The 25,315-nt window shown below is 73.3% G+C and carries 24 protein-coding genes; 13 read left to right on the top strand and 11 right to left on the bottom strand.

Features of this window, described 5'->3' with window-relative positions; all coding sequences use genetic code 11:
* Positions 1–21 precede the first annotated feature (21 nt).
* Entirely contained in the window at positions 22–1,692 is a 1,671-nt protein-coding gene (locus ACIQFY_RS06560; RefSeq protein WP_066655354.1) for a sodium:solute symporter family protein, read from the bottom strand.
* A 136-nt stretch (positions 1,693–1,828) separates the two neighbouring features.
* Between ACIQFY_RS06560 and aroQ the strand changes: the two genes are divergently transcribed.
* Positions 1,829–2,308 carry a type II 3-dehydroquinate dehydratase gene (aroQ, locus tag ACIQFY_RS06555; protein ID WP_326495414.1) on the top strand — a complete coding sequence of 160 codons (480 nt, stop codon included), beginning with the start codon at positions 1,829–1,831 and terminating at the stop codon, positions 2,306–2,308.
* A 231-nt stretch (positions 2,309–2,539) separates the two neighbouring features.
* On the opposite strand, the gene ACIQFY_RS06550 is transcribed toward aroQ, so the two are convergent.
* Complete coding sequence (locus tag ACIQFY_RS06550) at positions 2,540–3,136, bottom strand: NAD(P)H-dependent oxidoreductase (protein WP_400338902.1); 597 nt, start codon at positions 3,134–3,136, stop codon at positions 2,540–2,542.
* Between the two features lie 87 nt (positions 3,137–3,223).
* Here ACIQFY_RS06550 and ACIQFY_RS06545 point away from each other — a divergent pair, with 87 nt between their 5' ends.
* Entirely contained in the window at positions 3,224–3,685 is a 462-nt protein-coding gene (locus ACIQFY_RS06545; protein ID WP_400338900.1) for an MSMEG_6728 family protein, read from the top strand.
* A 290-nt stretch (positions 3,686–3,975) separates the two neighbouring features.
* Here ACIQFY_RS06545 and ACIQFY_RS06540 read toward each other — a convergent pair whose 3' ends face one another.
* The 6 genes from ACIQFY_RS06540 to ACIQFY_RS06515 all read right to left on the bottom strand — a co-directional run bounded on the left by ACIQFY_RS06540 (position 3,976) and on the right by ACIQFY_RS06515 (position 10,166).
* Positions 3,976–4,242 carry a hypothetical protein gene (locus ACIQFY_RS06540; RefSeq protein WP_066655361.1) on the bottom strand — a complete coding sequence of 89 codons (267 nt, stop codon included), beginning with the start codon at positions 4,240–4,242 and terminating at the stop codon, positions 3,976–3,978.
* Between the two features lie 79 nt (positions 4,243–4,321).
* Positions 4,322–5,506: a cysteine desulfurase family protein gene (locus ACIQFY_RS06535; protein WP_400338898.1), complete on the bottom strand. Its 1,185-nt coding sequence runs from the start codon at positions 5,504–5,506 to the stop codon at positions 4,322–4,324.
* Between the two features lie 4 nt (positions 5,507–5,510).
* On the bottom strand, positions 5,511–6,398 hold the full coding sequence (gene nadC, locus ACIQFY_RS06530; RefSeq protein WP_400338895.1) for a carboxylating nicotinate-nucleotide diphosphorylase: 888 nt from the start codon (positions 6,396–6,398) through the stop codon (positions 5,511–5,513).
* Complete coding sequence (locus ACIQFY_RS06525) at positions 6,395–8,134, bottom strand: L-aspartate oxidase (RefSeq protein WP_400338893.1); 1,740 nt, start codon at positions 8,132–8,134, stop codon at positions 6,395–6,397. The genes nadC and ACIQFY_RS06525 overlap by 4 nt, the downstream gene beginning before the upstream one ends.
* A gap of 32 nt (positions 8,135–8,166) precedes the next feature.
* Complete coding sequence (gene nadA / locus ACIQFY_RS06520; protein ID WP_400338890.1) at positions 8,167–9,438, bottom strand: quinolinate synthase NadA; 1,272 nt, start codon at positions 9,436–9,438, stop codon at positions 8,167–8,169.
* An 8-nt stretch (positions 9,439–9,446) separates the two neighbouring features.
* Positions 9,447–10,166, bottom strand: a complete 720-nt coding sequence (locus ACIQFY_RS06515) for an NrtR DNA-binding winged helix domain-containing protein (protein ID WP_311206096.1) — start codon at positions 10,164–10,166, stop codon at positions 9,447–9,449.
* Positions 10,167–10,268: 102 nt separating this feature from the next.
* Here ACIQFY_RS06515 and ACIQFY_RS06510 point away from each other — a divergent pair, with 102 nt between their 5' ends.
* From ACIQFY_RS06510 to ACIQFY_RS06500, 3 genes are all read left to right on the top strand, one after another.
* Positions 10,269–10,550, top strand: coding sequence for an acylphosphatase (locus ACIQFY_RS06510; RefSeq protein ID WP_326495407.1), 282 nt, complete (start codon positions 10,269–10,271; stop codon positions 10,548–10,550).
* Positions 10,551–10,692: 142 nt separating this feature from the next.
* On the top strand, positions 10,693–12,177 hold the full coding sequence (locus tag ACIQFY_RS06505) for an MDR family MFS transporter (RefSeq protein ID WP_400338886.1): 1,485 nt from the start codon (positions 10,693–10,695) through the stop codon (positions 12,175–12,177).
* 34 nt (positions 12,178–12,211) lie between these two features.
* Positions 12,212–13,495: a D-arabinono-1,4-lactone oxidase gene (locus ACIQFY_RS06500; RefSeq protein ID WP_400338884.1), complete on the top strand. Its 1,284-nt coding sequence runs from the start codon at positions 12,212–12,214 to the stop codon at positions 13,493–13,495.
* Positions 13,496–13,522: 27 nt separating this feature from the next.
* Here ACIQFY_RS06500 and ACIQFY_RS06495 read toward each other — a convergent pair whose 3' ends face one another.
* Positions 13,523–14,014 (bottom strand): 2'-5' RNA ligase family protein, encoded by a 492-nt coding sequence (locus ACIQFY_RS06495; protein ID WP_400338882.1) that lies wholly within the window; start codon positions 14,012–14,014, stop codon positions 13,523–13,525.
* 238 nt (positions 14,015–14,252) lie between these two features.
* Here ACIQFY_RS06495 and ACIQFY_RS06490 point away from each other — a divergent pair, with 238 nt between their 5' ends.
* Genes ACIQFY_RS06490 through ACIQFY_RS06480 form a run of 3 tightly spaced genes read left to right on the top strand, consistent with a single transcriptional unit; the run spans position 14,253 to position 16,914 of the window.
* Positions 14,253–15,203, top strand: a complete 951-nt coding sequence (locus ACIQFY_RS06490; protein ID WP_326495404.1) for a MetQ/NlpA family ABC transporter substrate-binding protein — start codon at positions 14,253–14,255, stop codon at positions 15,201–15,203.
* Positions 15,203–16,243 carry a methionine ABC transporter ATP-binding protein gene (locus tag ACIQFY_RS06485; RefSeq protein WP_326495403.1) on the top strand — a complete coding sequence of 347 codons (1,041 nt, stop codon included), beginning with the start codon at positions 15,203–15,205 and terminating at the stop codon, positions 16,241–16,243. Before ACIQFY_RS06490 ends, ACIQFY_RS06485 begins: the two co-directional genes overlap by 1 nt.
* Positions 16,240–16,914 (top strand): ABC transporter permease subunit, encoded by a 675-nt coding sequence (locus tag ACIQFY_RS06480; protein ID WP_326495402.1) that lies wholly within the window; start codon positions 16,240–16,242, stop codon positions 16,912–16,914. The genes ACIQFY_RS06485 and ACIQFY_RS06480 overlap by 4 nt, the downstream gene beginning before the upstream one ends.
* A gap of 404 nt (positions 16,915–17,318) precedes the next feature.
* On the opposite strand, the gene ACIQFY_RS06475 is transcribed toward ACIQFY_RS06480, so the two are convergent.
* The gene (locus tag ACIQFY_RS06475) at positions 17,319–18,098 is read right to left on the bottom strand and encodes an endonuclease/exonuclease/phosphatase family protein (protein WP_251154580.1); all 780 of its coding nucleotides are present in this window, start codon (positions 18,096–18,098) and stop codon (positions 17,319–17,321) included.
* A 166-nt stretch (positions 18,099–18,264) separates the two neighbouring features.
* A complete protein-coding gene (locus tag ACIQFY_RS06470; protein ID WP_400338879.1) occupies positions 18,265–19,677 on the bottom strand; it encodes an MFS transporter in 1,413 nt (470 codons plus the stop codon).
* Positions 19,678–19,842: 165 nt separating this feature from the next.
* On the opposite strand from ACIQFY_RS06470, the gene ACIQFY_RS06465 reads away from it, so the two are divergent.
* From ACIQFY_RS06465 to ACIQFY_RS06445, 5 genes are read left to right on the top strand one after another with little or no spacing between them, the layout of a single operon-like run.
* Entirely contained in the window at positions 19,843–21,078 is a 1,236-nt protein-coding gene (locus tag ACIQFY_RS06465) for an alanine racemase (protein ID WP_326495400.1), read from the top strand.
* Positions 21,078–21,929 (top strand): IclR family transcriptional regulator, encoded by an 852-nt coding sequence (locus tag ACIQFY_RS06460; RefSeq protein WP_400339239.1) that lies wholly within the window; start codon positions 21,078–21,080, stop codon positions 21,927–21,929. The genes ACIQFY_RS06465 and ACIQFY_RS06460 overlap by 1 nt, the downstream gene beginning before the upstream one ends.
* Positions 21,926–22,972, top strand: a complete 1,047-nt coding sequence (locus tag ACIQFY_RS06455; RefSeq protein ID WP_400338876.1) for a sugar kinase — start codon at positions 21,926–21,928, stop codon at positions 22,970–22,972. Before ACIQFY_RS06460 ends, ACIQFY_RS06455 begins: the two co-directional genes overlap by 4 nt.
* Before the next feature lie 56 nt (positions 22,973–23,028).
* A complete protein-coding gene (locus ACIQFY_RS06450) occupies positions 23,029–23,697 on the top strand; it encodes a bifunctional 4-hydroxy-2-oxoglutarate aldolase/2-dehydro-3-deoxy-phosphogluconate aldolase (protein WP_400338873.1) in 669 nt (222 codons plus the stop codon).
* Entirely contained in the window at positions 23,694–25,307 is a 1,614-nt protein-coding gene (locus ACIQFY_RS06445) for an amidohydrolase family protein (protein WP_400338871.1), read from the top strand. Before ACIQFY_RS06450 ends, ACIQFY_RS06445 begins: the two co-directional genes overlap by 4 nt.
* The last annotated feature ends 8 nt before the right edge of the window (positions 25,308–25,315 follow it).

Below are 25,315 nucleotides of genomic sequence, written 5' to 3'. Positions count from 1 at the left end.
AGTACTCCTTCGGGTCCGGGCCTAGAGGAACGGCAGGTAGAGGGCGACGCACAGCACGAGCGCGACGGTGCCGAGCAGCGCGGGCGAGCGGTACCAGGCGGTGTCCGTCGCGACGGCTCCGGCGGTCATGTCGATCTTGCCGACGCCGTACACCAGGCCGCCGAGCTCCGACACGTCCTTCGGCTTCGTGGCGAGCGAGACGAGCACGCCGACGACGAGCACCGTGACGAACGAGATGATCGCGCCGTACATCGTCTCGGCGGTCGCCGTCGAGAACAGCGACGGGTTCACGAGGTACGCGATCCAGGTGATCGTCGGCGTCACGATGCCGAGCACGTAGCCCCAGAGCGCGCCCTGGGTGGTCATCCGCTTCCACAGCAGTCCGAGGATGAAGACGCCGAAGAGCGGTGCGTTGAAGAACGAGAACAGCGTCTGCATGTAGGTCATGATGTTGCCGGCCTGCGCGGCGAGGAACGCCGTGCCGATGCCGACGACCACGCCGACGACCGTGACCCAGCGACCGGTCTTCAGGTAGTGCAGGTCGGGCATGTTCGGCTTGATGTACCGCTGCCAGATGTCGTACGTGAAGACGGTGTTGAACGAGGAGACGTTCGCCGCCATGCCCGCCATGAACGAGGCGAGCAGACCCGTCACGGCGATGCCGAGCACGCCGGTCGGCAGGTACATCTGGATGAGCTTCGGGATCGCGTCGTTGTAGGTCAGCTCCCCCGAGGCGAACTGGTTGCCCACGACGGCCGCGGCGATGAGCCCCGGCACGACGACGATGAACGGGATGAAGAGCTTCGGGATCGCCGCGATGAGCGGGGTCCGGCGGGCTGCCGACATGTTCTTCGCCGAGAACGCGCGCTGCACCTCGGTGAAGTTCGTCGTCCAGTAGCCGAAGGAGAGCACGAAGCCGAGGCCGAGCACGATGGCGAGCCAGTTCGCCCCGATCGGGTTCGTGACGTCGCCGATGCCGGTGCCCGTCCAGGCCTGCAGGTGCTGCACGCCCTGGGTCTGCTTGATGGCCTCGGTGAGACCGCCCCACCCGCCGACACGGTGCAGGCCGACGATCGTCAGCGGCACGAGGCCCGCGATGATCACGAAGAACTGCATGACCTCGTTGTAGATCGCGCTGCTCAGGCCACCGAGGGTGATGTAGGCGAGCACGAACGCGGCGGACACCAGGATCGCGAGCCACTCCGGCCAGCCGAGCATCGCCTCGATGACGATCGCCATGGCGTAGAGGTTGATGCCGGCGATGAGCACGTTCGACACCGCGAACGCGATCGAGTTCACCAGGTGCGGCGCCTTGCCGAAGCGGCGGAGCATGAACTCCGGCACCGACCGGACCTTGGACCCGTAGTAGAAGGGCATCATCACGAGCCCGAGGAACACCATCGCGGGCACGGCACCGATGAGGTAGTAGTGCAGCGTCGCCATGCCGATCTGTGCGCCGTTCGCCGCCATGCCGAGGATCTCGGTCGCGCCGAGGTTCGCGGACACGAAGGCGAGGCCCGTGATCCAGGCCGGCATCGAGCGGCCGGACAGGAAGAAGTCCATGCTCGTCCGGACCTGCTTGCGGGCGGTGAACCCGATGCCGATGACCACCGCGAAGTACACGATGATCATCAAGTAGTCGACCCAGCCCAGTTCGAGCCGGATCCCGTTGGTCGCCGCAGCGAGAACCATGCGATCTCCACATCAGTGTGTTGCAGTCGGCAACTGCGCCGACCCGAGCGGGAACGTTACACCGCGATGTGACCGTTCACATAGCTCGCGCATCCGTCGCCGTGGCCGCAGCCCCGTCGCTCGGTAGGCTCTCCCCATGAGCGAGCCGGTCACCGACACCACGACACGCCCCCGGCGGATCCTCGTCCTGAACGGGCCGAACCTCGACATCCTCGGGCGTCGCGACCCGGCACAGTACGGCACCGTGACGCTCGCCGAGCTCGAGGCGATCGTGCACACGGAGGCGGCGGTCCACGAGCTCGAGGCGGACTTCCGGCAGACCAACCGCGAGGGCGAGCTCGTCGAGTGGCTGCACGAGGCGCTCGACGACTTCGTCGCGGTGGTCGTCAACCCCGCCGCCTACGCGCACACCTCGGTCGCGCTGCACGACGCGGTCGAGGCACTGAGCGTCCCGGTCGTCGAGGTGCACCTCTCGAACACGTGGAAGCGCGAGCCGTTCCGGCACGTCGACCACGTCGCGACCGCGGCGACCGCGGTCATCGCCGGTGCGGGCGCCGACGGCTACCGCCTGGCGGTCGCCCACGTCGCGTCGCTGGTGGCCGACCCGACCGACTGACGGCCTGGAGGCGCGGCACCCGCCCGCCACGCGCCTCCCGTCCGCCCCGCGTCCAGACGTCCCGTCCGTCCCGTCCCGTCCCGGTGAGGTTCCGAGCGGGCGATGTACGTCACGGTCGCGCTCGACCGTGACTACATCGCCCCCTCGGCGGAAGACGCGCGGCGTGTCGTGCCCGCTCGGCGGCGCGACCGGCGGCGCGTCGTGCGACCGCGAGCGGCGGGCGGGCGGCGACTAGAAGTCGGCGGGACGGCGGACGTCGTCGGCGCCGACGGCGGCGAACCCTCCGCGGACGATCGGCAGCGCGCGCCGGACCGCCTGGTCGATGCGCAGCTCGAGGTCGACGCTGGCGATGTCGTACCCGCCCTCGCGCTTGGTGAAGTCGCGCTCGTTCCCGAACACGCCGAGCGGCAGGGTCGTCGACTGGAAGAAGCCGAACAGCGGCCGCATCTGGTGCTCGACGAGCAGTGCGTGCCGGTCGCTGCCGCCCGTGGCGGTCAGGAGCACCGGGGTGTCGACGAGGTCGTACTGCCCCACCCAGTCGAAGAAGAGCTTGAAGGCACCGGAGTAGGCGGCCCGGAACGCCGGGCTGCCGACGACGAGCACGTCCGCTGCCTCGACGGTCTCGAGCGCTCGCCGGGTGCAGTCCGACATCGCCTCGCGGGAGGGCGCGGCACCGAGGTCCGCGAGCAGGGGTCCGATCTCGACCTGTGCGGTCCGGGCGTCCGGCAGGTCCTCAGCCATGCGCGCCACGGTCGCCCCGACCAGGGTCGAGGTGCGCGAGGGGTCCGATGGGCTGCCGCTGACGCCGACGACGAGTGCTCCGTCCATGCGGTCGATGCTCACACGTCGTCCGAGGGCCCGTCCGGGTGTGACGACTTGTGTCGCCCACCAGCACGCGCGGGTACCGTCCGGGTGATGCAGACGTTCCTGCCGTACGCCGACTTCCGCGCCTCGGCCGAGGTCCTCGACGACAAGCGACTCGGCAAGCAGCGCGTCGAGACCCTGCAGGTGATGCGGGCGTTGACCCTGCCGGACTACGGCTGGCAGCACCACCCCGTCGTCGCCATGTGGCGCGGGTACCGCCCGGCGCTGATGGCCTACCAGGACGCGACGTGCCGGGTGTGGCTCGAGCGCGGGCACGCCGACACCTGCCTGGAGAAGACCCTGGCCGACCTCGGGCTGGTCCCCGAGGACCTGGTCGCGTACGAGCGCGGCGACTTCGCGGTGCCCGCGTGGAACGCCGACCCGGCGGTGCACGCGTCGCACCGGTCGAAGCTCGTGCAGAAGGCGCCGGAGCACTACCGACCATTGTTCCCCGACGTGCCCGACGACCTGGACTACGTCTGGCCGGGTATCCCCGCGCCGCCGGCACGCTGACACGCTGACACGCTCACCCCCGGGCACGACGACCGGTCGGCCGCTCGACGGCGGGACGGGAGCCGCGCGGCCGTTCGACGCCACCGCGACCCGTCGTGGACTGACAGGGGGTGCGGCGCCGGTCAGGGTCCGGCGCCGCGTCCACGACGGGCGCGGCGGCCGCTCGGGCACGACGACAGGGGATGTCGTGTCCGGCGCCGGACGCGGTCAGGGGTGCTGCGTCCGGTCATGAGCACCGCGCGCCCCGGGGGGACGGGACCGCGCGGTGCTGGCCTCGGGTGGTGGGTTCCTCAGAGGTGTTCGGTGTCTCCTCGGTACCGGTCCGTCTCGCTGGGGGCGGGCATGGCCCGACGGAGTGCCGCGGTGCCGACCGTCGGGAGCAGGGCGCTCACGACGGTGGCGAGTGCCCCCACGGTCGCGATGGCGCCGAGCGGGGCGGTGCCGAGGTCGTGCTGCGCGGCGAGTGCGATGGCGACCACGGTCGCGGGTGCCGGCAGGAGCTGGACCGCACGGAAGGGGACCTCCTGTCGGTCCCTGGTCGTGATCGCGTTCGCCATGGCTCCATCGTGACGGACGATCGCTGTCCGCAGAAGGGGGGACATCACCCCCAACTATGGAGTAGAACGTCTAGTACACTCAGCTCAGGCGCCGGACCACGGCGACCGACGCGGCGACCGCCCGCACGACGACGTCGACGTCCTCGTCCGTGAGCCCGTCGTCGAACGTCAGTCGCAGGGCCGTGCGCGCGGTGTCCTCCGACAGTCCGAGGGCGGTGAGGACGTGGGAGGCCTCGGTGCTCCCCGCGGCACAGGCGCTCCCGGAGGAGGTCACGACGTCGCGCTCCTCGAGTTCGAGCAGCACGGTCTCGCCGTTGACCGCCGGCGGACCACCCGGCACCGCCGGGAAGCAGAACGACGCGTGCCCCGGGAGCCGACCCGTCCCGGCCAGCGCCGACCCGACCGGCGCCGCCCCGGTCAGCACGGCACCGGGCACCGAGGCCAGCACGCCCTCGACCACGGCGTCCCGGGTCGCGGTCGCACGGGCGGCAGCGGCGCCCCGGGCCCCCTCGACGAGCGACACCGCGGTGGCGAGGGCGACCGCTCCGGCGACGTCCTCGGTCCCCGACCGTCTCCCCCGCTCCTGTCCCCCGCCGTGCAGCAGCGGCTCGAGCGGTACCCCACCCCGGACCGCGAGTGCGCCGGTGCCCTTCGGGGCGCCGAGCTTGTGCCCGGAGAACGACAGCGCGTCGACGCCGAGCTGGTCGAGCCCGAGGGGCAGCCACGGAGCGCTCTGCACGGCGTCGGTGTGGAACCGGGCGCCGACGCGGTGCGCGACCGCCGCGAGGGCCGGGAGGTCCTGCACGGTGCCGACCTCGTTGTCGGCGTGTGCCACCGAGACGAGCGTGGTGTCCGGACGGACGACCCGCGCGAGCGCCTCGGGCGTCACGGTCCCGTCGCGTTCGACCGGCACGAGCGTGACGGTGAACCCGTGGTGGCGCTCCAGGTACCGGCAGCTCTCGAGCACCGCCTCGTGCTCGATCGCGCTCGTGACGACGTGCCGGCCGCGGGGTCCCGCGAGCGCGATGCCCTTGATCGCGGTGTTCGCACCCTCGGTGCCGCCGGTGGTGAGGACGACCTCGCCCGGACGGCACCCGAGGAAGCGGGCGATCGTCGCCCGGGCGTCGGCGAGTCCCCGGGCCGCCGCCTCGCCCACCCCGTGCGTGGACGACGGGTTGCCGAAGACACCGGTGAGGTACGGCCACATCGCCTCGAGCACCTCGCGGCGGACCGGGGTGGTCGCGGCGCGGTCGAGGTAGAACACCGGATCAGCCGCCGGTCACGTCGACGTCGAGCCCGAGGTCGAGTGCCCGCGCCGAGTGGGTGAGTGCGCCGACGGAGACGACGTCGACCCCGGTGTGCGCGATCGCGCCGACCGTGTCGAGCGAGACCCCGCCGGAGGCCTCGACGAGCGCACGGCCCGCGACCAGCCGCACGCCCTCGACGAGCTGCTCCGGCGTGAAGTTGTCGAGCATGATCGTGTCGACACCGGCCGCGACGACGGGTTCGACCTGGTCGAGCCGGTCGACCTCGACCTCCAGGTGGACCGTGTGCCCGAGCCGACCACGGGCTCCGCGGACGGCGTCGCCGATCGCGGAGCCGCCGGCGAGCAGCACGGCCAGGTGGTTGTCCTTGGCGAGGACGGCGTCGGACAGCGAGTTCCGGTGGTTGTGGCCACCGCCGCAGCGCACGGCGTACCGCTCGACGGCCCGCAGGCCCGGGGTGGTCTTGCGGGTGTCGACGATCCGTGCGCCCGTCCCCGAGACGGCTGCGACGTACCGCGCGGTGACGGTCGCGATGCCGGACATCCGCTGCACCAGGTTGAGCCCCACCCGCTCGGCGCGCAGGACCGAGCGCGCGGGTCCGTGCACCGTGGCGAGGACCTGTCCGGCGTCGAAGGGCTCGCCGTCGGCCAGGTGCAGCTCCGTGCGCACCGTGGGGTCGACGGCGTGCATCACGGCGGCGAACACCGCGCCGCCGGACAGCACGCCGGGTTCGCGGGCAGCCAGGGTCGCGGTCGCACGGGCGTCGACGGGGATGAGCGTCTCGCTCGTGACGTCACCCCACGGGGCGTCCTCCTCGAGCGCCGTCTCGATCACGCGACGCAGGGCGTGCGGCGGGATCGTCCCGGGGTCGACTGCGGTGGTGGTGGTCATGCGGGGACTCCCTGTTGGACGGGCGCGGTGCTGCTGGACTGCGCGGTGCTGCTGGTCGGGACGGAGGCCGGGGCGCTGCCGCGTCGGGCGGCACGGACCCACCCGGTCGACACCGGCGCGGAGGGATCGGTCTCCGGGTGGTCGGTGCGCGCGTGCGCCCCGCGCGACTCGGTCCGGGACCCCGCGGCGAGCGCGGTGACCCGCGCCAGGTCGAGCAGGGCGCGGTCCTCGTGGTCCCGCACGGTGCGCGCCACCGGTGACCGGAGCGCAGCGAGCGCGCGGTGCGCGGCGGCGAGTCCGTCCGCGTCCCGGAGCAGGCCGACCCGCTCCGTCATCTCGGCCTGGACCGCCTGCCGGAGGTCGGTGGCACGGTCCGGGTGGGCGGCGCCTCCAGGCCGTCCGCTGCGGTCCGTCCCGTGCGGCGTCGATCCCGGCGCCCCTCCGTCCGGCCGGGAGGCACGGTGCGGCTCCGCCTCCGTGCCCACCTGGTCGTCGGGGACGGAGCGCACGGGCAGGGCCGCGTCGCCGCGCAGGCGCAGCTGCGCGGGTCGTGGGGCACCGATCTGGTCGGCGGTCCGCACGCCGAAGACGAGCCCCTCGAGCAGGGAGTTCGACGCGAGTCGGTTGGCGCCGTGGACGCCGGTGCAGGCGGCCTCGCCGACGGCGAGCAGTCCGGGGAGGCTGGTGCGCCCCTCGCTGTCGGTGGCGATCCCGCCCATCGCGTAGTGCGCGGCCGGGGCGACCGGCACGCCCTCCCGCGTCCAGTCGAAGCCGGCCGCGCGGGTCGCGCGGGTGAGGCCGGGGAAGCGTGCGACGAGCCGGTCCGCGCCGAGCCCCGTGGCGTCGAGGAGCACGGGGGCGCCGCCCTGGTCGCGGACGGCGGCCGCGATGCCGCGGGCGACCACGTCGCGCGGCGCCAGCTCGGCGTCCGGGTGCACGGCGCTCATGAAGCGTCGTCCGGCGGCGTCGCGCAGGACGGCACCCTCGCCGCGGACCGCCTCGGAGACGAGCCCACCGTCGGGCACGGCCAGCCGGGTCGGGTGGAACTGGACGAACTCCAGGTCGGCGAGGACGGCCCCCGCCCGCCAGGCCGCTGCGACGCCGTCGCCGGTCGCGACCAGCGGGTTGGTCGTCTCGCGGTACAGGTGGCCGGCGCCCCCGGAGGCGAGCACGACCGTGTCCGCCTCGATGCGTCGGGGCTCGCCGAGCAGGTCGAGCACCTCCACACCGACCACCACTCCGTCCCGGACGACCAGGTCGGTGAGGCAGGTGCGCTCCAGGACCGTGACGTGCTGCCGGTGCAGGGCGGCGACGAGCGTGCGCTCGACCGCGGCACCCGTGGCGTCGCCGGCGGCGTGCAGGACGCGCCAGCGACCGTGCGCGGCCTCGCGCCCGCGCGCCAGGTCGTCGCCGTGGCGGTCGAGGGACGCGGGGTCCGACGTCCGGTCGAACGGGACGCCCAGCGCGAGCAGGTCCCGCACCCGTGCGGGCCCGTCGGCGCAGAGCAGCGCGACGGCGCGCGCATCGGCCCCACCGACGGCCGCGACGTGGGTGTCGTGCTCGTGCAGCGCGACGGTGTCGTCGGCGCCGAGCGCGACGGCGATCCCGCCCTGGGCAGCGGCGGTGGCGCCGTCGGCGAGCCCGCCCTTCGTCACCAGGGTGACGTCGTGGCGGGCGCTGGCGCGGATCGCGGCGGTGAGCCCGGCGATGCCGGACCCGACGATGACGACGTGCACGGTGCGGTCCCCGGTGTCCTCGCGCGGGGCCGTCAGCCGCGGGGCTTCGCGGCGAGCATGCGCTCGAGCGCGACCCGGGCGTCGGCCTGCACGTCGGCGGGCACCGTGATCTCGTTGAGGACCTCGCCGCGGACGAGTGCCTCGAGCACCCAGGCGAGGTAGCCCGGGTGGATCCGGTACATCGTCGAGCAGGGGCAGACGACGGGGTCGAGGCAGGTGATCCGGTGCTGCGGGTACCCGGCCGCGAGCCGGTTCACCATGTTGATCTCGGTGCCGATCGCGAACGAGGTCGGTTCGGTGGCGGCGGCGACGGTCCGGCGGATGAGGTCGGTGCTGCCCGCAGCGTCCGCGGCGTCGACGACGGCCATCGGGCACTCGGGGTGCACGATGACCTGCACACCGGGGTCCTCCCGACGGGCCTGGTCGATCTGCTCGACCGTGAACCGGCGGTGCACCGAGCAGAACCCGTGCCAGAGGACCACCTGCGCGTCGAGCAGGGTCTGTGCGTCGTTGCCGCCGAGCGCCTTCCGCGGGTTCCACATGGGCATGCGGTCGGTGCTGATCCCCATGGCCTTCGCGGTGTTCCGACCGAGGTGCTGGTCGGGGAAGAACAGCACGCGCTGCCCCCGCTCGAACGCCCACTCGAGCACGGTCGCCGCGTTCGACGACGTGCAGACGATCCCACCGTTCCGGCCGCAGAACGCCTTGAGGTCGGCGGCGGAGTTCATGTACGTGACGGGGATCACCGGCACGCGCCCGTCGGCGTCGGGCTCGGTGCCGTACACGGCGGCGAGCTCGGCCCAGGCCTCCTCGACGCTGTCGATGTCGGCCATGTCCGCCATCGAGCACCCGGCGGCGAGGTTCGGCAGGACCACACGCTGGTCGTCACGGGCGAGGATGTCCGCCGTCTCCGCCATGAAGTGGACGCCGCAGAACACGATGGCCTCGGCGTCGGGCCGGGTCAGGGCGGCGTTGGCGAGCTGGAACGAGTCGCCGAGGAAGTCCGCGTGCCGGACGACCTCGTCACGCTGGTAGAAGTGGCCGAGCACGACGACCCGGTCCCCCAGCGTCGCCTTCGCCCGCTCGATGCGCTCGTGGAGTTCCGCGTCGCTCGCGGTCCGGTACTCGTCGGGGAGCTGCCCCTGCCGCGGTGCGGAGGTCGGGGTGACGTCGGACATCGACGAGCCGGGGCCGTAGCCCGGGCGGCTGTCGAAGTCCCAGGTCGGCGCGGCGAGGTCGGGGGTGCAGGTGCTGCCGTCGGCCTTGCCGTTGGAGATGAGCTCGATCGTGGTGGCGATGGACACTGTGGTTCCTATCGGTTCTGCGGGTGGTGCTGCCGGGGGTGGGCGGGCTGCAGCGGGCCGTTGTCCGCGTAGGCCAGGTCGGGGTTCGAGCGGTACAGCCGAGCCGGGCGGTGCCGGTCACCGCTCGTGGTCTCGTCCGTCGCGATGACGGCGTCGGACTGCGCGACCTGTCGACGGAAGTTCGCGGGGTCGAGCGTCCGCCCGAGCACGGCCTCGTACACACCGCGCAGCTCGGCGAGGGTGAACCGGTCCCCGAGGAACGCCTGCGCGATCCGCGAGTACGACACCTTGTTGCGGAGTCGCCAGAGGGCGTAGGCGACGATGTGGTCGTGGTCGAACGCGAGTGCGGGGTGCTCGTCGGCCAGGAACCAGCGGACGTTCCAGTCGTCGGGGACGGACTCGGCCTCGTCGGGGTGGACGAGCGCCCAGTAGACGATCGACACCACGCGGCTCGGCGAACGGTCGACGTCGCCGAACGCGTACAGCTGCTCGAGGTACCGCGGCTGCACGTTCGTCGTCTCGCGCAGGCGCGCCGCGGCGGAGTCCTCGAGCCCCTCGTCCGGGCCGACCCAGCCACCGGGCAGCGCCCACGACCCCTCGAACGGATCGGCGACGCGGCGCACGAGCGGCATCCACAGCGCCGGGGCACCGGTGTCGGGGTGCGGGCGCAGGGCGACGATCACGGTGGAGACCGCGACGCGGATGCTGGTGGGAGGTGTTTGTGTCATGATGACTCGAAGTGTTCGGGTTGTGATGACACTATCAGTCGGTTCACGGAACCGGAACAGCGTCGTAACGTGCGGGGCCCCCGACGTGCCTACATTGGCGCCATGACGACGGTGACGAGGGTGCACGCCGTGGTGTCCGGCTCGGTGCAGGGGGTCGGCTTCCGGTACTGGACCGCACGCAAGGCAGACGGGCTCGAACTCGACGGGTACGCCAGGAACCTGTTCGACGGGACCGTCGAGGTCGAGGCCGAGGGGCCGTCCGAGGCGGTCGAGGCGCTCATGGCGTTCCTCCGCACCGGTCCGCCGACCGCCACGGTCACCGAGGTCGCCCGACGCAGCGTGGTCCCGCACGGCGACGGCGACGGGTTCGCGATCCTGCGCTGACCGCGCACGGGGTGGACCTGTTCACGAGGACGACACACGGAAGCGGAATACTCGGATCCGTTCAGGCGGTTGCCCTGTCTGCGCGGTCCGCGCGCCCTCGTCCTCTCCGCCGTACTCCCCCGTCACTCCCCAGGAGCCCCGCATGACCCAGGCCGTCGATTCCGCCCCGCGCACCGGGAGCGTCTCGCAGCCCTCCGCCGGCGAGACCAGACTCGTGATCGGGCTGCTGCTCGTCTCCGCGTTCGTCGTCATCCTCAACGAGACGATCATGGGTGTCGCGCTCCCCCGGCTCATGGAGGACCTCGACATCTCGGCGGCCACCGGGCAGTGGCTCACCACGGGCTTCCTGCTCACCATGGCGGTGGTGATCCCGATCACCGGGTTCCTGCTCCAGCGCTTCAGCACGCGCCAGGTCTTCATCGCGGCGATGGCGCTGTTCAGTCTCGGCACGCTCGTCGCCCTCGCGGCACCCGGCTTCCCCGTGCTGCTCGTCGGCCGCATCGTGCAGGCCAGCGGCACCGCGATCATGATGCCGCTGCTCATGACGACCGTCCTCAACCTGGTCGAGCCCGCGCACCGCGGCCGCATCATGGGCAACATCTCGATCGTCATCTCGGTGGCGCCCGCCGTCGGCCCGACCATCTCGGGCCTGATCCTCAACGCGTTCTCGTGGCGCTGGCTGTTCGGGTTCGTGCTGCCGATCGCCCTCGCCGCGCTCGTGCTCGGCGTGCTCAAGGTCCGCAACGTGACCACGCCCCGCCGCGCGCCGCTCGACGTCCTGTCGGTCGTGGTCTCCGCCGTGGCGTTCGGCGGGATCGTCTTCGGGCTGTCCAGCTTCGGCGAGGCCGGGTCGACCGGGCCGCTCGTCCCCGTCCTCGCCCTGGTCGTCGGCTTCGCGGCACTGGCGTTCTTCGTCGTCCGGCAGACCCGCCTGCAGCGCACCGACAGCGCCCTGCTCGATCTCCGGACCTTCCGCACGAAGGGCTTCACGGTCCCGATCGTCGCGATGGGCATCAGCTTCATGGCGATGTTCGGCACGCTGATCCTGCTGCCGATCTACCTCGAGCGCGTCCTCGGGCTCGAGGTGCTGACCGTTGGGCTCCTGCTCCTGCCCGGCGGCCTGATCATGGGGCTGCTCTCCCCCGTCGTCGGCCGCATCTACGACCGCCGCGGCCCCCGCGTGCTCCTCGTGCCCGGGTCGATCATCATCAGTGCCGTCCTCTGGGCGCTCTCCACGGTCGGGGTCGACACCAGCGTGTGGTTCGTCCTCGGCGCCCACGTCGTGCTGAGCATCGGCCTCGCGCTCACCTTCACCCCGCTCTTCACCGCCGCGCTCGGTGGCCTGCCGCCGAAGCTGTACTCGCACGGCAGCGCGGTGCTCGGGACGACGCAGCAGCTCGCAGGTGCCGCGGGGACAGCGCTCTTCGTCACGCTCCTGACGATCGGTGCGGCCTCGGCGGGAGCCGACGCGGACGCCGCCGGGGTCGCCGCCGCGACCGCCTCGGGCGTGCAGACCGCGTTCCTGGTGGGCGGCGTCATCTCCCTCGTCGGCATCCTCACCTCGGCGTTCGTCCGCCGCCCGGCGACGCCCGAGGGCGCCCCCGCTGGCGCCCCCGCGATGCACTGACCCGGAACACCACCGGACCGGCCGACGGTCCGCGATGCCACGTCGACGACGGCGTGACATCGTGGGCGGCATGCGGTCGACGGCGCGCGAGGTCAACTGGTCCGGTACGGTCACCTACTCGGCCGAACGGGTCGAACGGCCGCGCACCCTGGAGGAGGCCGCCGAGGTCGTCACCCGGTCGCAGCGGGTGCACGGGCTCGGCACCCGCCACTCGTTCAACGACGTCGCGGACACCCACGGGGTGCTGCTCGACCTGACGGGGCTCCCCACGGACCTCGTCGTCGACGCCGCCGCCGGCACGGCCTCGATGGGTGCCGGTACCCGCTACGGGGTGGTCGCGCCGGAACTCGACGCCGCGGGGGTCGCGCTGCACAACACCGGCTCGCTGCCGCACATCTCGATCGGCGGCGCGATCGCCACCGGGACGCACGGGTCGGGCACGACGCTCGGGTCGCTGAGCACCGCCGTCCGGTCGTTCGAGCTCCTCGGGGCGGACGGCGCCGTGCGGACGGTCCGTCGCGGCGAGGACGACTTCGACGGGGCCGTGCTGCACCTCGGGCTGCTCGGCATCGTGACGCGCGTCGAGGTGGACGTCGAACCGTCCTACCGGATGCGCCAGGACTCGTACGGGCCCATCCCGTGGGACCGGTTCGTCGCGCACGTGGCCGACGTGCACGCCGCGGCCTACTCGGTGTGCTCCTACACGGTGTTCGGGGACGAGGTCGGCGAGGTGCTGCTGAAGTCCCGCGTGCCGGACGGCGCCGACGACGTCGACGTCCCGGAGGCCCTGCTCGGCGCACCGCGGCTGCCGGGACGCCTGGCCGACGGACACGTCACCGCTCGCGACGGCACCGTGGGCCCGTGGTGGGACCGGCTGCCGCACTTCCCGATCGACGCGGTGCCGAGCGTCGGGTCCGAGGTGCAGAGCGAGCACTTCGTCCCGCTGCGGCACGCTGCCGCCGCACTGGAGGCCCTCCGCGGGCTCGCCGACCGCATCCAGCCACACCTGCACGTGTGCGAGCTCCGCACGATGGCCGCCGACCCGTCCTGGCTCAGCCCGACGCAGGGCGAGGACGTCCTCTGCATCGCGTTCACCTGGCGGAAGCACCCCGAGGCGGTCGCGGCGCTGCTGCCGGACCTCGAAGCTCGGCTCGCGCCGTTCGACGGCCGGCCGCACTGGGGCAAGACGAGCTCGCTCGACGCCGACGCGGTCGAGGCCCTCTGGCCGCGGCTGCCGGACTTCCGCAGGCTGGTGGCGGCGGCCGACCCGGAGCGGCGGTTCGCGTCCGTGTTCGGTGCGCGGGTGCTGCGGACCTGAGCCGCGCCTCCCGACCGGGGCCACCCCTCACGCGACGGGGGTGACCGTCTTCGTCTCGCCGTCCCAGTGGCGGACCCCGCCGACGGTCAGGGTCTCCGGCAGCGGGGTCGCCCGGAGCGTCGCGACCGCGGCGGGCAGGTCCTCGTCGCGCACCCGACGGGCGAAGGTGACGTGCGGCGACCAGCCGCCGGGCAGCGAGGTCTCCACGGCGTCGGGTGCCCTCCGGTGCACCGCCGCGTGGAAGGCCGCGAGGACCGGGTCCACGACGACGGCACGGACGAGCACGGACCGCCCGGCGCCGGCGGGGAACAGCAGGAGGCCACCGAGCCGGAGCGTCGTCGGCACCGCGGCGTCGAACCCCTCCGGGACCGGCAGCGCGTCGCCGGCCGCGAGGGTGACGTGCGGGGCGTTCGTCCCCGACCGGCCGAGGCTCGGCAGGTCGGCTGCCGTCAGGGCGTCCCACGCGGCGCGCACGGCGGCATCGGAGTCGGGGTCGAGGACGAGTTCGAGGCTGCGCACGCTCCGAGTCAACCAAGCCCCGCAGCGCCCGGTGCTCGCCGTGCGGCACCTGTGGAGGACGGCACGGATGTAACACGGCGGAACGGATCGTGCGTGTCGCGCCGCGGGCAGCCACACTCGGAACCTGGCCGCGGCACCCCCGCGGCTCCCCACGCACCGCCCGTGCACGCCGCCGTCCGGGCTCGCCCCGCCCGGCCCCGCCCCACCCGTCCGGGCACGTCCCCCACGAGGAGCACCCATGTCCGCAGCACCCGTCCTGCCCCAGAAGCCGAAGGGCAGGCGCCCCGTCGGCTGGATCATCGCCGCCGCGGTCGTCGTGGTCGCGATCGTCGTCGCCGTCGTCGTGGCGGCCGTCCGCTCCGGCGGGTCCGAGGGCGCTGCCTCCGGTGACGGCGCCGGGAAGACCGTGACGATCGGCGTCGCCGACAAGTCGCTCGGCTACTGGAGCACGTACACGAAGCTCGCGAAGGACGAGCTCGGCGTGACGGTGGAGCTCACCAACTTCTCGGACTACTCGCTGCCGAACCCCGCACTCAAGGACGGCCAGCTGGACATCAACCAGTTCCAGCACATCCAGTACCTGGCGGACTACAACGTCACCTCGGACGACGACCTGCAGCCGATCGGCTCCACCGCCGTGTACCCGCTGCCGCTGTACGCCACGCAGTACTCGAAGCCGAGCGAGCTGCCCGAGGGTGCGAAGGTCGCGATCCCGAACGACTCGATCAACCAGGCGCGCGCGCTCCTCATCCTGCAGTCCGCGAAGCTCCTCGAGCTCAAGGACGGCGGCTCGGCCTTCTCGACCACGACCGACATCGAGTCGTCGAAGGTCGACGTCCAGCCCCTCGACGCCTCGCAGACCGCGAACGCGCTCCAGCAGGGCTCCGTCGCCGCCGCGGTCGTGAACAACAACTTCGCCACCGCCGCGAAGCTCCCGACCAGCGACATCGTCTTCCAGGACGACCCGGCCAGTGCGAGCGCCGCCCCCTACGTGAACGTCTTCGCGGTGCGCGACGCCGACAAGGACAACAAGACCTACCTCGACCTGGCGAAGCTGTTCCAGGACCCGGCGGTGCAGAAGGCCTTCGCCAAGGACCTGCCCGAGGCCGTCGCCCGCGACGAGAGCGCCACGAAGCTCCAGGCCGAGCTCGCGACGGTCGAGCAGGACGCGAAGGCGGCCAAGCAGTAGTGCCCGCCCTCGTCGAACTCCGCGGCGTCTCGAAGCACTACCGCCGCGCCGACACCGGCGAGACCGTGGTGGCCGTCGAGGACGTCTCCCTGGACGTGCACCAGGGAGAGGTCCTCGGCGTCATCGGGTACTCCGGTGCCGGCAAGTCCACCCTCGTCCGCCTCGTGAACGCCCTCGAGCTCCCCTCGTCCGGCACGGTCACCGTCGGCGGCAGGGAGCTCACCGCGATCCCGGAGAAGGAACGCCGCCTGGCCCGCCGGAAGATCGGCATGATCTTCCAGCAGTTCAACCTGTTCCGCTCGCGGACCATCGCCGGCAACGTCGCGTACCCGCTCAAGGTCGCGGGTGTCGCGAAGGCCGAGCGGGACCGCCGTGTGGCCGAGCTCCTCGACTTCGTCGGGCTGCTCGAGCGCGCACACGCGTACCCCGAGCAGCTGTCCGGCGGCCAGAAGCAGCGCGTCGGCATCGCCCGCGCGCTCGCCTCGAACCCCGAGCTGCTCCTCGCCGACGAGGCCACGAGCGCCCTCGACCCGGACACCACCTCCGAGGTGCTCGCGCTCCTCCGTCGCGTGAACCGCGAGCTCGGTGTCACCATCGTCGTCATCACGCACGAGATGGACGCGGTCCGCCGGATCGCCGACCGGGTCGCCGTGATGGAGAACGGCCGCGTGGTCGAGGTCGGCGACGTCTACGACGTGTTCGCCTCGCCGCAGACCGGTGCGGCGCAGCGCTTCGTGCGCACCGCCCTGCACGACCGCCCCTCGGCGGAGCAGCTGGCGCGGCTGCGGGAACACCACCGCGGCCGCCTGGTCACGGTGCAGATCACCGACGAGGTCGGCCTGCAGAACCGGATCGACGCGGCCTTCCGCATCGCCGGGGTGTCGGCCGAGCTCGTGTTCGGCGGCGTCGGCGAGATCCGCGAACGCCGCATCGGGTCGCTGACCTACGAGTTGACCGCGGACGACCCCGCCGCCGTCGACCGCGCGATCGGGGCACTGCGCGACGGACACGTCACCGTCGACGAGGAGGTCGCAGCATGAACGGCAACGGCTTCCAGAGCGTGATCGACACGTCCGACGTGTTCCTCGCCGCGATCCGCGACACCCTCGTGATGACGCTGGTCTCCCTCGTCTTCGCGGGCGTGATCGGCCTCGCGCTCGGGTTGGTCCTCTACGCCACCCGTCCGGGCAACCTGCTCGGCAACCGGGCGGTGTACACGGTCGTCAACGTGCTCGTGAACGTCGTGCGCCCGATCCCGTTCGTGATCTTCCTGGCCGCGATCGCACCGCTGTCGCGCGTCGCCGTGCAGACCACGATCGGCGTCCCCGCGGTGACGTTCGCGATCTCGCTCGCGGCGTCCTTCGCGGTGTCCCGGATCGTCGAGCAGAACCTGCTCGCCGTCGACCCGGGCGTGGTCGAGGCAGCGCGCGCGTCCGGGGCCCACCCCGTGTCGATCCTGCTGACGGTGCTCATCCCCGAGGGCGTCGGACCGCTCATCCTCGGCTACACGTTCATCTTCGTGGGCATCGTCGACATGACCGCGCAGGGAGCCCTGATCGGTGGCGGTGGCCTGGGCGAGTACGCGATCGTGTACGGCTCGCAGCGGTACGACTGGTGGATCGTCTACGTGTCCGTGGCGGCGATCGTGGTGATCGTCCAGCTCGGGCAGTTCATCGGCAACCGGCTCGCGCGGGCGACGCTGCGTCGCTGAGGCGCGGACCGGTCGCCCCGGCGACCGACGACGGACGGGAGGCACGGTGCCAGCTGGCACCGTGCCTCCCGTCCGTCGGCGGTACCGTCCCGCCGCGGGGGCGGGTCGGGCGGGCACGATCCGTCACGCTCGACGCTGCCGACGACCGATCGCACCCGTTCGACGCCGGAGCCGCGGCATGTCCTACCCGCTGAGTGGACCCGGCGGCCGCGGCTCCGTGCTCGGCGGACCCGTGCGCGGCGGACCTGCGCGCGGCCGACGGCGAGCGGGCAGGATCCGTCACGCCCGGCGCTGCTGGCGGCCGGACGTGCCCGCTCGACGGACGGACACGGCACGTCATGCCCGTTCGGCGGGACGGTGCCGGAACGCGGGCGAGGGACAGCGAGCACCGCGACGTGGCGGCGTCAGGCGGCGGGGGTCTCCGGGACCTCGACGGCGGCGGTCGCGACGCCGGGGTGCTCGTAGTGCGCGCGGACCAGGATCGGCCGGTGGTCGGAGATGCCCGCGGGCAGGGTCTCGACGCCGGCGATGTGCAGCCCGACACTCGTCGCGAAGTCGAAGTGGCCGGTGAACTTGCGGTAGCGCAGGTAGGTCGGCTGGTCCGACAGCGACAGCGCGAAGCCGTGCTCCTCGATCTTCCGGCGCAGGTTCGTCTGGAACCACGGGTAGTTGAAGTCGCCGACCATGATCGCCGGAGCCTCGTCGGACAGCTCACGGACGAACTGGTGGGCCGCCTCGATCTGCTTGCGTCGCAGGGAGTTCGTGGCCGTCAGCGGCGAGGCGTGGAACGAGGCCACGATGACCTCCGTCTCGGCCTCGGTGTCGCGGAGCCGCATCGCGATGAGCCGTTCGTGCGCGGGGGCGAGCACCCGGTCGTGCAGCGACTTCTGCAGCGAGTGGATGCTGAAGTCCTGCACCTCGAAGCGGTCGTCGCGCTTGTAGATCGCGAGACCGAGACGGTTGGCCTTCGTGGAGGCGGCGAGCGACAGCCCGGCGACCTCCGGCGCGAGGTCGTTGCTGTCGCACTCCTGCACGCAGATGACGTCCGCCTGCGACGCTTCCGCCAGGGCGGCGAGCTCGCTGTTGGCGGTGTGCTCGCGGAGGTTGTAGCTGACGACGCGCAGCTCGGTCGGCTGCACGGCGGTGTCGTCGGCGATCGTCCCCTGCTGCTGTGGCCCGGCCATGCTGCCTTCCGTCCTGGGTGTCTCGGTCACCCTGCCGCGGCAACCGTACTCGGCTGTCGCGGACAGTTGCTGTGACCGTAGCGCACCCGGGGTCCCGATCGTGTGACCGTGTCGCGAACGGACAGTGGACGGCCGACAGCCCCGCCGGACAGCGGGACAGCGCCGGTCAGCGCGCCGCTGCCCGCACCCGGCGCGCCGGTCGCACCGTGTCCCCCGCGGTCCGGCTCATCAGGACACCCTCGACACAGGCGACCACGAGGAGCACGGCGATCACCCAGAAGGCCACGTCGTAGGACCCGGTCCCACCGAGCCCGGCCGCAGCCCGGATGGCCACGGCGGCGACGGCGACCCCGAAGCCCGCTGCGACCTGCTGCAGCGTCGACGAGAGCGTGTTCGCCGGCGTCATGTCCGCCTGCTCGACGTCGGCGAAGGCGATCGTGTTGTACGCCGTGAAGCCGACCGACCGCGCGGCGCCGCTCACCACGAGCAGCACGGCGAGCAGCCAGAACGGGGTGTCCTCGGTCAGGAACACCATCGCGACGACGCTCAGCGCTGCGATCGCGCTCGACACGACGATCACCGGCCGGTAGCCGAACCAGCGGAGGAACGGCGTGGTCATCGGCTTGATCCCGAGGTTGCCGACGAACACCCACAGCACCGCGGACCCGGCGAGCACCGCGCTCCAGCCCCAGGCGTCCTGGAAGAGCAGCGGCAGCACGAACGGCACGGCCGACACGGCGAGCCGGAACAGGCTGCCCCCGGCGTGCGAGACGCGGAAGGTCTCGAGCCGGAACGACCCGAGGCCCATGATCGGGTGCGGGGCCCGACGGAAGTGCCGCACGGCGAGCCAGCAGCAGACGCCCCCGACCACGCCCGACACGACGACCGCGACCAGGGGGATCTCGTCGAGCGCGAGCAGGGACGCCATCACCACGAGCGACCCGAGTCCGAGGCAGGCGAGCAGCGACCCACGCCAGTCGAACGGGACGCGTTCCGGAGCGCGCTCCTGCGGCACGAGGACCAGTGCGGCGACGAAGGCGATCACCCCGAGCGGGATGTTGACGAGGAAGATCCAGTGCCAGCTGAGGGTGTCGACGAGCACGCCGCCGACGAACGGGGCGATGATCGGTGCCGCGAGTGCGGGCCAGGTGAGGATCGCGATGGCGGTGACGAGCTGTTCGCGTCCGGCGCTCCGCAGGACGACGAGCCGTCCGACGGGCACCATGAGCGCTCCGCCGAGCCCCTGCAGGATCCGCCAGAGCGTCAGCTCGACGAGCCCCTCCGACGCCGCGCACAGGGCGGAGGCCACCGTGAAGAGCGCGATCGCGCCGGTGAAGACCGTGCGGGAGCCGACCCGGTCGGTGAGCCAGCCGCTGACCGGGATGAACACCGCGAGCGTGACGAGGTAGGCGGTGATCGCGACACCGATCGCGGCGGAGTCGACGCCGAGGTCGCGGCCCATCGCCGGGGCTGCGGTCGCGAGGATCGTGCCGTCCAGGAGCTCCATGAAGAAGGTGCCCGCGACGAGCACGGCCACCGCCGTGCTCCCCCGTCGTCGTGTCGTCGTCATCGTCGTCATCACGTCGAATGCTATGCCCGCTCGGTTTCTGCCCGACGCAGCCGGCAGGCGCCGGGGGCGTATCACCGTTCTGCATCGCAGAATGGGCGGGACGAGGACGTTGCCCGGTGGACCCGGCACCGGGAGCGTTGCCCCAGGAGCACACCGCACGACGCAGGAGGACCGATGACGACCACCCCCGCAGCAGCAGGGCACCCGGTCCGCCCGCCCGGCACCGTCACGACGAAGGGCGCGGCCGACCCCGCCGCCCCCGTCCTCGGCCGGCACGTCCTCGACCACGCGCACCTCCCGGTGATGACGCTCCGCGAGTCCGCCCTCGCCCACAACACCGCCGTCATGCAGTCGTACGTCGACCGCCACGGGCTGCTGCTCGCCCCGCACATGAAGACGCACATGGCCCCGGCCCTCGCCGACCGCCAGGTCCGTGCCGGCGCCTGGGGCGTCACGGTCGCCTCCGTCCAGCAGGCCATGGTCGCGTGGGCACACGGCGTGCACCGGATCCTCGTCGCCAACGAGGTCCTCGACCCCGCCGGCCTCGCCTGGCTCGCCTCCCGCCGGAGCGTCGACCCCGACGCCGACGTGCTCTGCAACGTCGACTCCGTCGCCGGTGTCACCGCGGCGGCGAGCGCCGCCCGCTCCGTCGACGGCACCGTCCACGTGCTGGTCGAGGTCGGGTTCCCCGGCGGCCGGACGGGCGTGCGCTCGGCCGAGCAGGCGCGCGAGGTCGCCGTCGCGGCGCACGACGCGGGTCTCGTCCTCCGCGGGGTGACCGGGTACGAGGGGGGCCTGCCCGACGTCGACACCGCACGCGCCTGGGTCGCCGAGGTCCTCGCGATCGCCAGCGACGTGCGTCGTCTCGTCGCCGGCCGCACCCTGCTCAGCATGGGCGGCAGCGCCTGGTTCGACGGGGTGGTCGACGCCGTGCAGGGCCGCCCGGACGACGTCGACGTGCTCCTGCGCTCGGGCGCCTACCTCACGCACGACGACGGCTTCTACGCCGAGCGCACGCCGTTCGGCCGCCGCCCGGAGGAGGGCTCGCTCCGCCCGGCGATCGAGGTGTGGGGCCGCGTCACGTCCTGCCCGGAGCCGGGCCGCGCGCTGGTCGCGGTCGGCAAGCGCGACGTCTCGTTCGACGAGGGCCTGCCGGTGGTGCGCGGCGTCCGGCCGGGAGGCACGGCACACGACCCGCAGGTCGTCCCACCACCCGGGGCGGTCACCGTCACCCGCCTCGACGACCAGCACTGCTACCTCGCCCTGGATGACGGGGCGCCCGGGCTGACGCCCGGCGACGTCGTCGTGCTCGGGGTCTCCCACCCGTGCACGGTCTTCGACAAGTGGCGGCAGGTGCAGGTGCTCGCGGACGACGACACCGTCACCGAGACGATCGCGACGTGGTTCTGATGCCCGACGACGAGCAGTCGCCGCCGTCGCCCGTGCCCGCGCGCAACGCCGCACTGTCGCTCCGCCGGGGCCTGACGCTCCTCGACCACGTGGCCGACCGCACCCGGAACGGCGCCGCCTCGGTGTCGCTCGGCGAGCTCGCGACGGCCCTCGGCACCGCGAAGTCGACCGTGCTGCGCCTGACCGCGCCGATGGTCGAGACCGACCTGCTCCGCCGCACCCCGGACGCCGGCTTCACCCTCGGGCTCGGCGCACTGCTGCTCGGGCAGAGCTACCTCGAGGGCATCGACCTGCGCGCCGCAGCGGCGCCGTTCATGCGGCGCACCGCGGAGTCGACGGGCCTGACCTGTCACCTGGTGGTGCCGGACGGCACGGACATCGTCTACGTCGACAAGGTCGAGACCCGCGGAACGGTCCGGATGGGGTCACGGATCGGCCACCGCCTGCCGATGCGGAACACCGCCTCCGGCAAGGCGATCGTGGCGTTCGGCGACCCCGGGCTCCTCGGCGCGGTGCTCGCCGTACCCGCGACCGCGATGACCGACCAGTCGATCACCGACGACGGACGCTGGCGGCAGGAGGTCGACCGCACCCGGGCGCGCGGGTACGGGATCGACGACCGCGAGAACGAGCCGGGCATCCGCTGCGTGGCCGCGCCCGTGCTCGACCACGCGAACCAGGTCGTCGGCGCGATGAGCATCTCGGGGCTGGCGTCCCGCTTCCCGGCGGCGGCGGTCCGCGAGCTCGGCGACGGTGTCGTGCGGACCGCGCTCGAGATCTCGGTCGCGCTCGGGTCCTCGTCGGCACAGCTCGCCCTGCGTCGCACGGCACCGGGTGGGGTGACCCGGTGAGCGCGGGCACGGGGGTCCTCACCCTCGGCGAGACGATGCTCCTGCTGGCCGGCCCCGGTGTCGGCGAGGTGTGCGACCTCGACCACATGCGCGTCGACACCGGCGGGGCGGAGAGCAACGTCGCGATCGGGCTGGTCCGCGCGGGTGTCCCGGCCACGTGGGTCGGACGCGTGGGGGCGGACCCCGCCGGCGACCGGGTCCTGCGGGACGTCGGGCAGGCCGGGGTCGAGGTCGCCGCGGTCGTCGACCCCGAGCGTTCGACCGGGCTCATGATGAAGGAACGACTGCGGGACGGCCGGACCCGCGTGACCTACCACCGTCGACACTCCGCGGGCTCGGCACTCGCACCGGAGGACGTCCCCGCCGGGCTCGTCGAGCGGTCGGCGCTCGTCCACGTCAGCGGCATCACGCTCGCGCTCTCGGAGTCCGCCCGGCGGACCGTCACCACGGTGCTCGACCGCGCCGAGGCCGCCGGGGTCCCGGTGTCCTTCGACGTGAACCACCGGCAGAAGCTGCTCGACGCTGCGGTCGCCCGGGAGCACTACCGCGCCGTCGCCGCCCGTGCCGCGGTGGTCTTCGCCGGCGACGACGAGGCCCGCATCCTGCTCGGTGACCCGGACGGTGCCGGGGACGACGGGGCGAGCCCGCTGCAGTCCGACGAGGACCTCGCCCGTGGGCTCGCCGACCTGGCCCGTGGTCGTGCCGTGGTGAAGCTCGGCTCCCGCGGCGCCGTCTCGGTCGTGGACGGGCGGACGACCCGCCGCGCGGCGACACCGGTGCGCGTCGTCGACCCGGTCGGCGCCGGTGACGCGTTCGTGGCGGCCTGGCTCGCGGCGACGCTCACGGGGGCCGACGCGGACGCCGCGCTCGACCGGGCCGCCGACGCCGGAGCGCTCGCCTGCACCGTCCCGGGCGACTGGCGGTTGCCCGGCCCCGGCGCGACCCCCGACCCGCTCCCCGCTGACGCTTCGGACTCGTCGGACGCGTCCGACCCCCGAGCAGCCGCTGTCGACACCGCGGTGCACGACCGCGTCGACCGCTGACCGCGACGACCACCCGTCCGGCACGAACCCGCCCGACCGATCCGAGGAGCCACACCGTGAGCACCCACCACACGTCCACCGGCGACAGCCCGTCGGTGCCGGACCACGGCACCCGGCACGGCGCGGGTCCGGCCGTCGCGATCCTCCGCGGCGGCACGGGCGAGCACGTCGAGGCGGTCGTCGACACCCTGGTGGGCGCCGGCGTCCGCGCGGTCGAGCTCACCACGAACACCCCGCGCTGGCGCGAGGGCACCGCCTGGACCGCGCGACGGTTCGGCGACGGCGTCTCCGTCGGGGTGGGCACGGTCCTCGACACGGCACAGGTCGACGACGCCGCCGACCTGGGGGCGTCCTTCGTCGTCAGCCCGCACCTCGACCCCGCGATCGGCGAGCGTGCCCACGAACGGGGCCTCGGCTGGTACCCGGGAGCAGCGACGCCGACCGAGATCGTGCGGGCGTGGCGGCTCGGCGCCCGGGCGGTGAAGCTGTTCCCGGCGGCACAGCTCGGCGGCCCCGCGTACCTGCGCCAGGTGCTCGCCCCGCTCGACTTCGTCGACGTGGTCCCGACCGGCGGCATCGGGATCGACGATGCTGCCGACTACCTGGCAGCCGGTGCGGTGGCGGTCGGACTCGGCTCCCCCCTGGTCGGTGACGCCCTGGGCACCGGGGACACGGTCGCGCTGCGGTCCCGCGCGGAGCGGCTCGTCGCGGGGCTCGCCCGGTGACCACCACCGCGGAGACCGGTGCGCCGCTCGTGCTCCGCGGCGGGTCCGTCGTCGACCGGGACGGCCCCACCCGCGCGGACGTGCTCGTGGAACGCGGTCGGATCACGGCGGTCGGTGCGACGCTCCCCGTGCCGGACGACGCCAGCACGATCGACTGCGGTGGCCGCACGGTCCTCCCCGGGGCCGTCGACGCGCACTCGCACGCCGGGTCCCGGGTCTTCGACGAGGACGTCCAGCTCGCGCTGCTCCGTCAGGGCGTCACGTCGGTCGTCACCGGCCAGGACGGCGTCGGCCCGGCCCCGGGCGACGGCAGGTGGGCGGGCCGGTACTTCGCGGCGATCGACGGCCCGCACCCCCGGTACCGCGGCGGCGGCACGGCCGGCCTGCTGGCGACGTACGACGGCACCACGCCGCTGAACGTCGCGACCCTGGTGCCCGCCGGGACGATCCGGCACGAGGTGCTGGGCGACGAGGACCGACCCGCGACCGCCGCGGAGACCGCGGCGATGCGCGCGCTCGTCCGCCGCGGGCTCGCCGAGGGAGCGCTCGGGCTCGCCACCGGGCTCGACTACGTGCCGGGGCTGTACGCCGACACCGCCGAGCTCGCGGCGCTCTGCGCGGAGGTCGCCGCCGTCGACGGGATCTACGTGTCGCACGTCCGCGGCGGGTACGAGGCGAACCTCCGCGTCGGGCTCGAGGAGGTCGCCGAGATCGTCCGGTCGAGCGGGGTCCGTGCGCACGTGTCGCACCTGCACGCTCCGGTCGACACGGCCCTCGGCGTGCTCGAGGACCTGGCGGCCGCGGGGGTACGGCTGACCTTCGACGCGTACCCGTACTCCCGCGGGTGCACGATCCTGTCGATGCTGCTGCTCCCCGCTGCACTCGCGCGCCCCGGCACCGACGACCTCGCCCGCGCGGTCGCCGACGTCGCCGGACGCCGCCGGGTCCGCACCGCCGTGCTCGACCGGGTCACCGCACGCCCGGACCTCGGACCGGGCTGGGCGGACCAGGTCACGCTCTCGCACGTGCCCTCCCCGGCGCACCACGACCTGCAGGGCCGCACCCTGACCGACGCCGCCGCCGCGCGGCGCACCGACCCCGTGTCCCTGGCGATCGACCTGCTCGTCGCCTCCGACCTGCAGGTGACCGCGATCATGCGGGTCCCGCACCCGCGCTCCCCCGCCGACCTCGCACCGCTCGTCCGGCACCCCGGGCACACCGCGGGGTCGGACGGCATCCACGTCGGCACGCACCCGCACCCGCGGGCCACCGGCACCGTGGCGCGGTACCTCGGCGACTTCGTGCGTGCCGGGCTGCTGTCGTGGCCGGAGGCCCAGCGGCACCTGTCGACCACCGCCGTCGAGCACCTGCGGCTCGGCGACCGCGGGGTCGTGCGTCCGGGGGCGGTCGCCGACCTCGCGGTGGTCGATCCCGAGCGGGTGGCGGCGCGGTCGACCTACGACGACCCGACGGCCACGGCTGTGGGGACGGACGACGTCGTGGTGGCGGGCGTGCCGGTACTCGCCGACGGACGTCTGACGGGCACCACCCCGGGCGCCGGGATCCGGCGTGCGGGCGCGGCGGCACCGCGGGGTTCCGGAGGTTGGTGAGGTTCCGC

The sequence above is a fragment of the Curtobacterium sp. NPDC092190 genome (genome assembly GCF_044755625.1).
Classification (GTDB): domain Bacteria; phylum Actinomycetota; class Actinomycetes; order Actinomycetales; family Microbacteriaceae; genus Curtobacterium.
Note: the sequence above shows the minus strand (reverse complement) of the source record. Positions and strands in the feature narration are given on the sequence as shown.

Bases quoted from the DNA above. Each gene is read 5' to 3' on its own strand.
- ACIQFY_RS06490 (WP_326495404.1), top strand. From the start codon at position 14,253: ATGTCCGCAGCACCCGTCCTGCCCCAGAAGCCGAAGGGCAGGCGCCCC.
- ACIQFY_RS06550 (WP_400338902.1), bottom strand. From the start codon at position 3,136: ATGGACGGAGCACTCGTCGTCGGCGTCAGCGGCAGCCCATCGGACCCC.
- ACIQFY_RS06505 (WP_400338886.1), top strand. From the start codon at position 10,693: ATGACCCAGGCCGTCGATTCCGCCCCGCGCACCGGGAGCGTCTCGCAG.
- ACIQFY_RS06460 (WP_400339239.1), top strand. From the start codon at position 21,078: ATGCCCGACGACGAGCAGTCGCCGCCGTCGCCCGTGCCCGCGCGCAAC.
- ACIQFY_RS06540 (WP_066655361.1), bottom strand. From the start codon at position 4,242: ATGGCGAACGCGATCACGACCAGGGACCGACAGGAGGTCCCCTTCCGT.
- ACIQFY_RS06510 (WP_326495407.1), top strand. From the start codon at position 10,269: ATGACGACGGTGACGAGGGTGCACGCCGTGGTGTCCGGCTCGGTGCAG.
- ACIQFY_RS06480 (WP_326495402.1), top strand. From the start codon at position 16,240: ATGAACGGCAACGGCTTCCAGAGCGTGATCGACACGTCCGACGTGTTC.
- ACIQFY_RS06465 (WP_326495400.1), top strand. From the start codon at position 19,843: ATGACGACCACCCCCGCAGCAGCAGGGCACCCGGTCCGCCCGCCCGGC.
- ACIQFY_RS06470 (WP_400338879.1), bottom strand. From the start codon at position 19,677: ATGACGACGATGACGACGACACGACGACGGGGGAGCACGGCGGTGGCC.
- nadC (WP_400338895.1), bottom strand. From the start codon at position 6,398: ATGACCACCACCACCGCAGTCGACCCCGGGACGATCCCGCCGCACGCC.
- ACIQFY_RS06545 (WP_400338900.1), top strand. From the start codon at position 3,224: ATGCAGACGTTCCTGCCGTACGCCGACTTCCGCGCCTCGGCCGAGGTC.
- ACIQFY_RS06475 (WP_251154580.1), bottom strand. From the start codon at position 18,098: ATGGCCGGGCCACAGCAGCAGGGGACGATCGCCGACGACACCGCCGTG.
- ACIQFY_RS06500 (WP_400338884.1), top strand. From the start codon at position 12,212: ATGCCACGTCGACGACGGCGTGACATCGTGGGCGGCATGCGGTCGACG.
- ACIQFY_RS06515 (WP_311206096.1), bottom strand. From the start codon at position 10,166: ATGACACAAACACCTCCCACCAGCATCCGCGTCGCGGTCTCCACCGTG.
- ACIQFY_RS06560 (WP_066655354.1), bottom strand. From the start codon at position 1,692: ATGGTTCTCGCTGCGGCGACCAACGGGATCCGGCTCGAACTGGGCTGG.
- aroQ (WP_326495414.1), top strand. From the start codon at position 1,829: ATGAGCGAGCCGGTCACCGACACCACGACACGCCCCCGGCGGATCCTC.